The sequence below is a fragment of the Streptomyces sp. NPDC029151 genome (genome assembly GCF_055564315.1).
The window spans coordinates 181,825-193,258 of sequence record NZ_JBVHWQ010000005.1; the positions used below are offsets into that span (position 1 = coordinate 181,825).

At 71.2% G+C, this 11,434-nt stretch carries 9 protein-coding genes; 5 read left to right on the forward strand and 4 right to left on the reverse strand.

Annotation, left to right across the window (positions count from 1 at the left end; all coding sequences use genetic code 11):
- Positions 1 to 49 precede the first annotated feature (49 nt).
- Entirely contained in the window at positions 50 to 607 is a 558-nt protein-coding gene (tpg, locus tag ACZ4VF_RS20695) for a telomere-protecting terminal protein Tpg (protein ID WP_467927579.1), read from the reverse strand.
- Between the two features lie 9 nt (positions 608 to 616).
- Positions 617 to 3,010 carry a telomere-associated protein Tap gene (gene tap, locus ACZ4VF_RS20700; protein ID WP_467927580.1) on the reverse strand — a complete coding sequence of 798 codons (2,394 nt, stop codon included), beginning with the start codon at positions 3,008 to 3,010 and terminating at the stop codon, positions 617 to 619.
- A 151-nt stretch (positions 3,011 to 3,161) separates the two neighbouring features.
- Here tap and ACZ4VF_RS20705 point away from each other — a divergent pair, with 151 nt between their 5' ends.
- Positions 3,162 to 4,181, forward strand: a complete 1,020-nt coding sequence (locus ACZ4VF_RS20705) for an RNA-binding protein (RefSeq protein WP_467927582.1) — start codon at positions 3,162 to 3,164, stop codon at positions 4,179 to 4,181.
- Between the two features lie 65 nt (positions 4,182 to 4,246).
- Here the strand turns inward: ACZ4VF_RS20705 and ACZ4VF_RS20710 are convergent, their stop codons facing one another.
- Positions 4,247 to 5,149, reverse strand: a complete 903-nt coding sequence (locus ACZ4VF_RS20710) for a DMT family transporter (RefSeq protein WP_467927583.1) — start codon at positions 5,147 to 5,149, stop codon at positions 4,247 to 4,249.
- An 82-nt stretch (positions 5,150 to 5,231) separates the two neighbouring features.
- On the opposite strand from ACZ4VF_RS20710, the gene ACZ4VF_RS20715 reads away from it, so the two are divergent.
- Complete coding sequence (locus ACZ4VF_RS20715; protein WP_467927585.1) at positions 5,232 to 6,125, forward strand: LysR family transcriptional regulator; 894 nt, start codon at positions 5,232 to 5,234, stop codon at positions 6,123 to 6,125.
- Between the two features lie 543 nt (positions 6,126 to 6,668).
- The gene (locus ACZ4VF_RS20720) at positions 6,669 to 7,538 is read left to right on the forward strand and encodes a class II glutamine amidotransferase (protein ID WP_467927587.1); all 870 of its coding nucleotides are present in this window, start codon (positions 6,669 to 6,671) and stop codon (positions 7,536 to 7,538) included.
- Between the two features lie 173 nt (positions 7,539 to 7,711).
- On the opposite strand, the gene ACZ4VF_RS20725 is transcribed toward ACZ4VF_RS20720, so the two are convergent.
- Positions 7,712 to 8,857 (reverse strand): carboxylate-amine ligase, encoded by a 1,146-nt coding sequence (locus ACZ4VF_RS20725; RefSeq protein WP_467927588.1) that lies wholly within the window; start codon positions 8,855 to 8,857, stop codon positions 7,712 to 7,714.
- A gap of 61 nt (positions 8,858 to 8,918) precedes the next feature.
- On the opposite strand from ACZ4VF_RS20725, the gene ACZ4VF_RS20730 reads away from it, so the two are divergent.
- Both ACZ4VF_RS20730 and ACZ4VF_RS20735 read left to right on the forward strand, forming a co-directional pair.
- A complete protein-coding gene (locus ACZ4VF_RS20730; RefSeq protein WP_467927589.1) occupies positions 8,919 to 10,343 on the forward strand; it encodes an NAD(P)/FAD-dependent oxidoreductase in 1,425 nt (474 codons plus the stop codon).
- Positions 10,344 to 10,712: 369 nt separating this feature from the next.
- A partial coding sequence (locus tag ACZ4VF_RS20735; RefSeq protein WP_467927591.1) for a HAMP domain-containing protein occupies positions 10,713 to 11,434 on the forward strand: 722 nt, incomplete at its 3' end.

The following is an 11,434-nucleotide window of genomic DNA, read 5'->3' on the forward strand; positions in this document are numbered from 1 at the left end:
TCGGCGAAGCTCGCTCGCGACGATGCCGGCCTGGCTGCGGCCCCCGCCGCTACAGGTCGAACTCCACGTGCTCGATGTCGGTGAAGCGGACTTCCTCCAGCTGGCCGGCTCGGCGGCCGCCGTCCTGGAAGTACACCTCGCGGAGCCCTTCCGCGGTGATCTGCTGCAACTGCCGGTCGCCGGCGCCGGCCTCCTGGGCGTCGAAGAGCCGGGCGGCGTACTGCGGGGGCAGGGCAACCGTCAGGTGCCGGATGCGGTCCTCGTCGGTGGTGCCGATCGGTGCGGTGTACCCGAGCCGGGCGCGGGTGTCGATGACGATGCCGCCGGTCGTCGCCGCCTGCTGCCGGGCCCTGGCGCGGACCTGCGGCTGCCACCGCTTCGCCACCTCGCGCTCCAGGCGCGCGGCGAGGTCCGGGCGGGGCTTCTTGATCTGGTTCCTCACGTAGCGTTCGACGGTGCGCTGGGAGATGCGCAGCAGCTGGGCGACCGCCTTCGTGCCCTTGAGCTGCTTGACCAGGTAGCGCATCTGCGCGGGCGCGCTCTTGGGCACCGGGCGGGTGAACGCCTTGCGCACCGCGGCGTCCAGGCCGTCCCCGAACAGGCTCATCGCCCTCTCCTACTCTCCACTGTCGGCGTCGGTGACGGTGCCGTCCTTGATGTACCGGGCGAGGTTGAGGTCGGGGGTGTCGAACCGGTCGCGGACCTCCTCGCCCCACAGCACGCTCTGGGTGCCTTCGTGCTTGACCAGGCCCGGGTTGACGCCGAGCCTGAAGCCGCCGGGCAGCGGCTTGCCGTCGGGGTAGGGCAGGAAGTCCAACGGCGAGGGCCCGGCCGCCGCGTAGACCACGCAGTCGGACAGGATCGCGATCGGGTACTGGCCGGTGAACGCCGCGTGTTTGAGGATCTTGCGGTGCAGGTTGATCCGCGTGCGGGCGATGACCGCCGCGCGGATGTCCGGCCGCCAGGTCGGGCGGGACAGGGCCCGCCACGGTTCGCCGGGCCGCCAGCCCTCACCGCGCGGGCGTTCGCGGAGCTTGCCGATGCCTCCCTTGACGGTGGCCTTGATCGCCGAGACGACGATCGCCAGTTGCGGGTCGCGTTCCCGGTAACCGTCCATCGCCGCCAGGAAGTCGGCCGGGGCCATGTCCGCGTGCACGCCGAGGTCGGCCATCGTGGCGAGGTAGGCGTCGCGCAACCGCTGGTACCAGCCGTCCAGGTAACGGCCGTTGTCGTGGCGGACGTACGCCTCGACCGGGCGCACCTCGTAGCCGAGCTCCACCGCGTACGCGACGGTCGGGGTGGCGTACCAGGCCGGGCCCTCGGGCGCCTCGCCCTTCGGCGTGAACGGGCTGGGCAGCAGACCGGCGTCCAGCTCCGCCCACTCCTTGCCCACCTTCACCCGCGAGAGGTCCACGTGGGACAGGTCCACCAGCCAGCTCCCCGGGAGCTTGGGGTCGAACACCGGGTCCTCGACGTGGGTGGGCGCGCCGAGGCCGACGGTCAGGCCGTTGGCGCCGGCGGCGAAGGCGAGGTTGACGTCGATGCCGACCAGGTGCGGCAGAGCGCACTCGGCGTCCGTCATCGGCCGCGCCCAGTCGTACGCCTCCTCCACCAGCTTCTCGCCAGGGCCGCGGACGTGGAAACGCGGCAGGTCCTTGAGCAGCGGGTGGCCGTCCGGAGCCTCGCACGGCGCCGGGTCGACGGGGTCCTTGCCCAGACTGCCGGGATTGTGCTCGGAGTGCCGCCGGCCGTCGGCGTCCGGTGCGGAGGCGCGCGTCGGCGGGTGCAGCGCGGTCATCAGCTCCAGACCGGTCACGGCCGCGGAGCCGCGCGGCGTCATCACCCGCGATGCGTACACACCCAGCACGCGGGCCAGGTCCGCGGGTGGCAGCGCGGCGGCGTTTCCCCAGTACCGGGAGTCCAGCGCGTGCCAGGACGGGATGCAGAACTGCACGCACGCCCGTTCCGACCCGGTCGCAGGGCGGTAGATGCGCACCCACGGGCCGAACCCGCGCTTGGTCAGCTTCCATCCCGCGCGGGCCAGCTGCTTGACGACCTTGTGGCCTTCCGGGACCCGCCCGGCGAGCCGCTCCTCATCCGTGAGAGTGACGGGAAGACCGTAACGCTCCAGGGCGGCCTCGGTGAGCACGAGCAGCGGATCAGCGTCCTTGCCGGGGCCGGACAGCTTCGGCTGCCCCAGTCCGGCCTCCTTCAGCGTCCACTCCACCAGGGCCGGGAGGGACTTGGCCGGCACGTCCAGCACCAGACCACCGGTGCAGTACGCCACCACCCGTCGCTCCGCGTCGACGTCCACCACGGCCAGGGGGCCGTTAGCGAACCGCGGGTCGGCGGTCGGCACCGTGGTGGTCTGCTCCTTCGCCGCCTTCTTCGCGCCGGGTCGACGCGACGTCGACCCGCTCCGGGTGCTGCCCTGCGGGCGGGGCGCCGCGGCCGGGGCACGGACCGGAGCAGAGGCCGAAGGGGCCGGAGCAGCGGGAGCGGATGCGGCGGCGGGACGGTCCTGCGGCTTCCCGGAACCAGGACGGCGGCCGCGGGCCTCCTCGACGGCAGTGGGGCTGGTCGGAGGGTTCCCGTCGGCAGCAGTCGCGGCTGCGGCCCGGGGCGGCCGCCCGGTGGGCTCAGGCCGCTCGTCCGGGGTCGGGGCGGCCGGGCCAGTGGACGCCCTGGGTACCGCCGCGTCGTCGTCTCGGACGGCCGTGTCGGCCGGGGCGGGGTCCTGGACGGCCGCGTCCGCGTCGGCCGGGGCGGGGTAGAGCTTCGCGAGCCCGTCCAGCAGACGGGCGTACGCCTCCCGCTCCGGTGGGCGGGGTTCGGTCTTCCCGGACTCCCAGCCGCTGACCGTCGCCCGGCGCACCTGCAACGCGGTGGCGACCTCGTCGATCGTCAGACCGTGAGCCCTGCGGAGACGCCTGCGCTCAGCGGGCCGCGGCAGCGGCGCGTGCGACGCGAGCAGCGCATCGACCGCGTCGAACAACTCACCTTGCGACATCGCGCACCTCCCGACCACCACAGTAACCTCATGACCGCACGGATGCCGTACGTTCGGCGTACCCATCTCGGCCGACTGCCGGATATGTGCTGGATCAGCCGGAAACCGGCTGCCAGGACGGTGTCGGTCCGGCTGCTGCCATGATGGTGCGGTGCAGCTCTCCCCGGTCCACCAACTCCCCTACGTCTACCGCGTGACGAAGTACGACCCCGCCGACCGTGACGAACACGGGTACTACACCGGCAGTGAGGACACCGTCAGTGATCACGGTGTGGTCGAGGCGTCGTACCTTCGGGCAGTTGCGGCCTTCGCCGGGGACACCGGGGTCGATCGCCTGGCCGTACGCGAACCACAGATCCCGTCCTTCGTGCTCGGTGGGGAGCCTCCGGTGGACGGTTTCGGGCTGGAGGGGCTCTTCCCTGCCGGCACCGCCGGTTTTCACGACGGGGCGGACGTACCGATCGACGTCGGGTTGCGGCTGGTGCGCGCCATGCTGCGCGACAACGGCGCCTGGTGTCGGCTGGAGGTGGAAGGCAGGTTCGCGGTGCATGTGGGATGGGACCAGTATCTCTACGTCAGCAGCAGCCGGCCGTGCGAGGACGCGTTGGCCCGCACCCGGGAGCTCGGACTGTTCCCGGAGCGCGTGGACGCCTCCCCGTACGCCTTCGCGGACGAGGAGGAGGGCATCCAGCGGCCCGGCGATGACGACTTCTGGGCCGAGCTGCACAGGGCGGTCGTCACCGGCCGTGCAGGAATCCTGGAAGAGACGTATGTCGAAGGTGCCTCACGGTGGCACCCTCTCACCCGCGAGACCGTCGGCCCTGTTCGCGCCGGTCTGGCTCCCCGGGCCCGTCTCGCCGTCTGGCCGCCCCTGTCCACCGACATCGACGCCGTCCTGAGAGCCCTGCCCGCTGACGGTCTCGTCGAAGGCGTGTGGCAGGACGACGACGGCACCATCCGCAGCGCCATCGCCGACGAGGACCGGTTCCCCGAACTGGCCGCCCGGATGTCCCGTGCTCGTGCCGCCGCGCTCCTGTCCGTGTACGCGGGTGAACGTGTGCCTCTGTGCACTGCCGTGATGCCCGACAACGACGGAGTCCTACGGGCGCGTTGGCGAACCGAGCCGGCACCGGGCGATCGCGACTGGGCACGTCGTCAGCCCCAAAGGTGAGCGCGTACTCACCCACGGCTGCTGCCCGGGGCCGGCAGAGCCGCGGTGGTGCTGACCGCCGGGGCTCACCGCCGGCGGGAGATGGCGACACCGGTCAGGCAGAGGACGCCGCCGACGAGCCCGTAGGCCGTCGGGATCTCGGCGAGGAGCAGCCACGACAACAGCACCGACACGGCCGGAACGGCGTAGGTCACAGCGGAGAGCCGACCGGCGTCCATGCGGCGCAGCGCGTAGGCCCACGCGGTGAAACCGATCGCTGTGGGGAACACTCCCAGGTAGACGGCGCCGAGCACCGCTCCGGTGGAGGCCACCCGCAGTTCGCCGGCCAGTTGCGGCGCCCAGGGCAGCAGGAACGCGGTGGCTATGACGCAGCCGAGCCAGATCGCGGTGAGGCCGTCGACGTGGCGCAGCGTGACCTTCTGGATCATGACGCCCGCGGCGTAGAGCACGGCGGCCAGCAGGCACAACAGCATGCCTGCCCAGTCTCGCTGTGCGGTGGCCCCGGTCGCGATGAGCGCGGTTCCGCCCAGTGCGACGAGCGAGCCGACGATGAGAGAGCGCGAGAAGCCCTCACCGAGGAACTTCCCGGCGGCGATCGCCACGAGCAGGGGCGCGAGGTTCACCAGCAACGCGGCGGTCCCGGCATCGACGTGCCGTTCCCCCGCGTTGAGAGCGACGGTGTAGCCGGCGAGCCACAGGACGGCGTACGCCGCGATCAGCAGGAGCGCCTTGCGGGACAGACGGACGTGGACCGTCCGCTTGGCCACCGCGATCCCCGTGAGCGTGACGGCCGCCACGCCCAGCCGGAGCAGCGCCAACGGCGCAGGGGACAGCGCGTTCCCGACACCGCGGATGGCGACGAATGCCGAGGCCCACAGCATGACGGCGAGCCCGGCGGCAGCGGCGATCCTGCCCATGCCTGTTCTGCTGGTGCCGGCGGGACGGGGGGTCTCAAGGAGATCGGTCACCCAGGCATCATCATCCCTGCCTTCCATGCAGCACAATCGATTAGTTCTGTACATCCGTTAAGCAGAGCTGTACGGTCATAGCGTGCTGGACATCCCACGGCTCCGCGTCCTGCGGGCGGTCGTCGCGACGGGCTCGATCCGCGCGAGCGCCTCCGCGCTCGGCTACACACCGTCCGCGGTGAGCCAGCAACTGGCCACGCTGCAACGGGAGACCGGACTGCAGTTGTTCGAACGATCCGGTCGCGGCATCGAGCCCACCGCGGCCGGCCGGGCCCTCGCCGCCGAGGCCGACACGTTGTTCGAGGCGTTCAGCCGGGTCGAGCGGGTGGTCGGCGATCTGCGCGCAGGCCGGGTCGGCAGTCTCTCGATCGGCTACTTCGGCTCGGCCGGCGCGGTGTGGCTGGCGCCGACCGTCGCCGCGCTGCGTGCCGAGTTCCCGGACCTCCGACTGGACCTGTTGCTGACCGAGTTCGCGCCGGGCGACGTGGACGTGAACATCTTCGTGGAGGAGACGGGTGTCGAGCGCTCCGGGTCCGTCGATGTGCACAGGCTCGCCGAGGACCCCTACCTCGCCGTCGTCCGCGTCGACGACCCACTCGCCGAGGTGCCGGAGGTGCCGTTGGCGGACCTCGCCGAGCGGCCCTGGGTGGACAACGAACCCCGCGACGGGGCGTGCCGCCAGGTGCTCCTCAACGCCTGCGCGCAGGCCGGGTTCTCCCCGGGTTTCGTGGTGGAAGCACACGACTACCGGACCGCGATGTCCTTCGTGGCCACGGGCATCGGGCTGACCGTGCTGCCGGCCCTCGGTATCGGCGAGCTGCCGGACAACCTGACCACCGTCGCCCTGGTGTCCCCCACCCCGGTCCGGAATCTCAGTCTCGCGGTGAAGAAGTCGATCGCGCGGCACCCCGCCGCCCGACGCACCGTCGAGCTGCTGGAAAGCATGGTGCGCGCGAGGAACTCCCCAGCTCGCTGAAGGTCGTTGAGGTAGCAAGGCAGGGCATTGCCCATCCGCGACGGCCTCAGGCCCCTGCCGTGAAGGGGTGTTCCTGCTTGAAAGGGTGTTCCTGAAGGATCTCCGACAGGTCGTCCCCCGGCGCGCCGGCGTCTCGGTGACGAGTCTGTGGTCGATCAACGCGGCTCGATCCGCTCCCGCAACTCACCCGGTACGTCCGCGGCTTGGCCTGGCGGCGTCCGGTCCTCATCACTCCGCGCCCTCTTCCCGGCGGACGTCTCACTGCCCGACGGTCAGCGGCCGAGAACGCGGGCACGATCTGCGTACCGCCCCGCCTGCCACCAGCCCCCGGAACCGGTTCTCGTGAGCAAGGCCGTCATCAGCCCGGCCGAGACGGCACCAGCGGTGCCTCGCGGGGCGCCCGGGTGGATGATTTCCCCGCGTACCCCGGCACAGCCCTCACCCCCTGTGAGGGAAACCCGCCTATTTTCGAGGAACAAGCCCCACGCCTCCGCCGGCCCGGTACGAGCCCCACCTGGCCGGCCACCCCCCAGGAGGAATGCCGTGTGCCGTCTTTTCGGCCTCAGCAGCGCCCCGCAGCGTACCCGCGCCACCTTCTGGCTTCTGGACGCTCCCGACAGCCTCAGCCGGCAGAGCCACCGGGAACCCGACGGCACCGGCCTCGGCTATTTCGCCGCCGACGGCACCCCTCGCATCGGCAAGGCACCCATCGCCGCCTACCACGACCGTGCCTTCGCCGAGGAAGCCCGCGAGGTGGAGTCGGCAACCTTCATCGCCCACGTGCGCTTCGCCTCCACCGGCAGTCTGGACGTCCGCAACACCCATCCCTTCGAGCAGGACGGACGGCTCTTCGCCCACAACGGAGTCATCGAGGGCCTGGACACGCTCGACGACCACCTGGGCGAGGACCGGTCGCTCGTGAAGGGTGACACCGACTCCGAGCGGTTCTTCGCCCTCATCACCCGGGAGACGCGCCGGCACGGCGGGGACGTCACGGAGGGGATCCGGCACGCCGCCCACTGGATCGCCGACAACCTGCCCGTGTACGCCCTCAACCTCGTCCTCATCACCCCTGGGGAGCTGTGGGCGCTGCGCTACCCGAACACCCACGACCTGTACGTCCTCGAACGCCGGGCGGGCGGTCAGCACGGAAGTCGGCATCTCGACCACAGCGGCGCCCACGGTCGCATGCGCATCCACTCGTCGCACCTCGCCCGGCACCGCGCCGTCGTCGTCGCCAGTGAGCGCATGGACGACAACCCCCACTGGCGGGAGATGGAACCCGGCGAACTGCTCCACGTAGGCCCCGACCTGCGCCTCACCCGCCAGGTCGTGCTCCCCGGCCCTCCGGCGCACCAGCTCACCCTCGACGACCTGCGGCCCGACGCAGCCGCCTCCCAGCGGGCTGTCTGAGCGTCGTCCGGGCGAAGGCCACCTGCTCCCCGACTCGTCCGTGGACACTGCCGCTCAGCCTGTACGACGACGGTGCCGCTTCCGGTGCGCCGGGGACACCCCGGCCCGCGCCGCGACCCGGACGCCCCGCGGCCGGGTCGCAGCGCTTGTGAAGCACCGCCGGGAAACGAAACTCACGCGGTGGTCTGCCGGACGAGGTGGTCGACGATGTCGAGGTGGCTTTGACGGTTGCGGTAGGCGGCCCGTTGGCGGTCGGCTCCGTTGCCTTGTCCGGCGAGGCGTCGGCGTGCCGTGTCGACGGTGCGCGTGTCGTCGAGGGTCAAGGCGGGCAGGGCGGTGTTCCACAGCCGGTCGAGCGAGCGGGCGGCGGGCTGGAGCCGGCCGGAGGACAGGTCGATGCTCTGGCCCCTCACACCGTCGCGGGCGGCGCGCCAGCAGGCGGCCCGAAGCATCTCCGCCTCCGGTCGCGGCCCGCGCCGTCCCTCTCGTACGGCCGTGAGGGCGGCGGCGGTGAGGCCTTTCACGGCGGCGGCCAAGAGGAGGGTGTCGTCGACGGTGGGGGACGCGTCCGCGACACGGACTTCCAGGGTCGGCACGTGGTGGGAGGGCCGGATGTCCCAGTAGACGCCACCGCGGTCCAGGAGGGTGCGGCTGGTGATGAGCCGGCCGACGAGCTCCTCGAAGTGGGCGGGAGAGTCGAAGTAGGGCGGGGGCCCGGCCACGGGCCAGCGTCCCCAGGCCAGGGTGCGCCAGCTGTCGTAGCCGGTGTCCTGACCGTCCCAGTAGGGCGAGTTGCCACTCAGGGCGATCAGTGCGGGCAGCCAGGGACGCAGATGGTTGCTGACGGCGAGCGCGGTGGCCAGGTCGGGGACTTCCACATGGACGTGGCACGCGCACATGCTCTGCTCGTGGTCCAGCGCACGGAAGGTGGCCAGGCTCTGCGCGTAGCGCTGCCCGGCCGTGAACGGCGGAGGAGTGTGCTGGCCCAGGACGGGAGTTCCGCTGGAGATCACGCGCAGCCCCAGGCGGGCGGCCGCACGTGCGACGGCGTTGCGGCTGTGGCGCAGATCCTCGCCGAGGGCCGAGAGACTGGTGTGGGGGTGGGTCCGGATCTCGACCTGGTAGCGGGTCAGTTCGGTGGTGGCCCTCGGACCGAGCTCGCCGGCGGCCTCGGTGACGACCTTGTCGGCCCGGGCGCTGAGCTGCCGGGAGACCGGGTCCACCACGAGGTACTCCTCCTCCACGCCCACCCGTACCGTGTGAGCACCGCCGGCCAGTGGTGAAGGGACGGGGGTGGATGTCCACTTCTCACTCTTCATAGTGACGAGTATGTCACTTATAGTAATCACATGGGGAGAGGGCCGGCCGAAGGGAATACCCGTGAGGGAACGCACCGGTGTCCTGGTCATCGGCGGAGGACCGGCCGGTTCCACGGCCGCCGCCCTCCTGGCGCGCCAGGGCATCGAGGTGGTGCTCCTCGAGCGCGAGCGCTTCCCCCGCTACCACGTCGGGGAATCCCTGCTGCCCTCCCTCCTTCCGCTGCTGGACGCTCTGGGCGCGCGGGAGGTCGTGGAGAACCATGGCTTCCTCCGCAAGACCGGCGCGTTCTACGGCTGGGGCGGCCAGGAGTGGTCCCTCGGCTTCGACGAGCCCGGCAGGCCGGCCCCCTACAGCTTCCAGGTCGTCCGCAGCGAGTTCGACCACCTCCTGCTGGAGCACGCACGCCGCCAGGGCGCCGAGGTCAGCGAGGGCGTCACCGTCCGCCGCGTCGTCTTCGACGACGGCCGCCCCACCGCCGCCCTGTGGTCGGACCAGGACGGCCGGCACGGCCGCATCGCGTTCGACCACCTCGTCGACGCCTCAGGGCGAGCGGGAGTCCTCGCCGCCCGCCAGCTGCGGAGCCGGCGCGTCCACGACGTGTTCCGCAACGTCGCCACCTGGGGTTACTGGCGCCACGCCGAGCCTCTGCCCGGCCCCGCCGGGGCCATCGGCGTGTTCTCCCTGCCTCGGCACGGCCGGCTGTGGGCCATCCCCCTGCACGACCGGACCCTCAGCGTCGGCCTCGTCACCGACAAGACCTCCTTCAACAGCGACCGCCGCGCCGCCGGCTCCACGGACGCCGTCTACCACCGGGCCATCGCCCAGCAGCCACTGCTCAGAGCCGTCCTGGAGCAGGCGTGTCCAGCCACCGGCCTGAAGGTGGAGAGCGACTACTCCTACACCAGCCGCACCTTCGGCGGCCCCGGCTACTTCCTGACCGGCGACGCCGCGTGCTTCCTCGACCCCCTGCTGTCCACCGGCGTCCACCTCGCCATGTACAGCGCGACCCTCACCGCTGCCTGCCTCACCGGCATCCTCGCCGGTGACATCGCCGAAGAGCACGCCCACCGCTTCTATCAGAGCGCCTACCGCCACGCGTACGAACGACTCCTGGTCCTTGTCAGCGCCTTCTACCGCATCCACGACGGCCGCGACTCCTACTTCCGCACCGCCCAGACCCTCAGCCACCGGGACCAGCAGGGCCTGCGCCTGCACGAGTCCTTCCTCGGCATCATCACCGGCACCGACGATCTCCACGACAGCCGGCACAACCTCCTCGACCACCTCCACGACAAGCTCACCCAGCCCCGCCCCGGCCGCGGCAACCATGGACTGGGCGGCCACGGCACCGGCGACATGCTCCCCCTGCCCACCCACGCCGACCAGCCCACCGCCGGCCTGTACCTCGATCTCCTCCCCCACCTCCGCCTGCGCCGCGCTCCCAGCCCCGGAGTGCAACCTCCCCGGCAGTCCACCGAGCGGTGAGCGTACGGACAGCGTGCGGAGTTCGCTCCTCGACCGCACATGGGTCGCTTCGGCCGCTCGTACCGGCTGCTCGTGGGCAGCGGACCGCCCGCAACGGCTCGAGACGCGGAAAAGCGCGAAAACTTCATCGGCTACCCCAGGAAGCCGACATCATGCGCAGCTCTTCTCAGCGGATTTCGTCCCCGTTGCGCAGCGACCGGGAGGCTTTGATCGGTGGGTGCCGGGTGGGTTAGCCTGCGACGTATTTTCTCCTCGCCTGAAGCCGTGAAGTGAGGGAATGCAAAGCGTTTACGGGTCCAACCGAGGCCCGCCGGGGAATCCGAGTCCTCACTGCCGAGGGCTCCAGGGGAGCGGGACGAGAGTGTGCGCATGAACAGCGACAAGACCGAGCTGATCGACGCCGCGCCGGGCAACAGAGAGCTCAGACAGCTCCTGGCGGGGCTGACGGCCGTCCGGGACGGCGACTTCGGGACCCGTCTGCCGGAGGACGCCGACGGTCTCATGGGCGACATCGCCAGTGTGTTCAACGGCATGGTCGACCAGCTGTCCGTGTTCACCTCCGAGGTCACGCGCGTGGCCCGGGAAGTCGGCACCGAAGGCACGCTCGGCGGGCAGGCGGAGGTGCCGGGGGTCTCCGGAACCTGGGCCGACCTGACCGACTCCGTCAACGCCATGGCCGGGAACCTGACCACCCAGGTCCGTGACATCGCCCAGGTGGCCACCGCCGTGGCCAAGGGCGACCTCTCGCAGAAGATCGACGTGCCCGCGCGGGGCGAGATCCTGCAGCTGAAGGAAACCGTCAACACGATGGTGGACCAGCTGTCCGCCTTCGCCGACGAGGTCACCCGCGTCGCCCGCGAGGTCGGCACCGAAGGACGCCTAGGCGGCCAGGCCAAGGTGCCCGGTGTCGCAGGTGTGTGGCGGGACCTCACCGACTCGGTCAACTTCATGGCGGGCAACCTGACCAACCAGGTCCGCAACGTCGCCCAGGTCACCACCGCGGTGGCCAAGGGCGACCTGTCCCAGAAGATCACCGTCGACGCACGCGGCGAGATCCTCGAACTCAAGAACACCATCAACACGATGGTCGA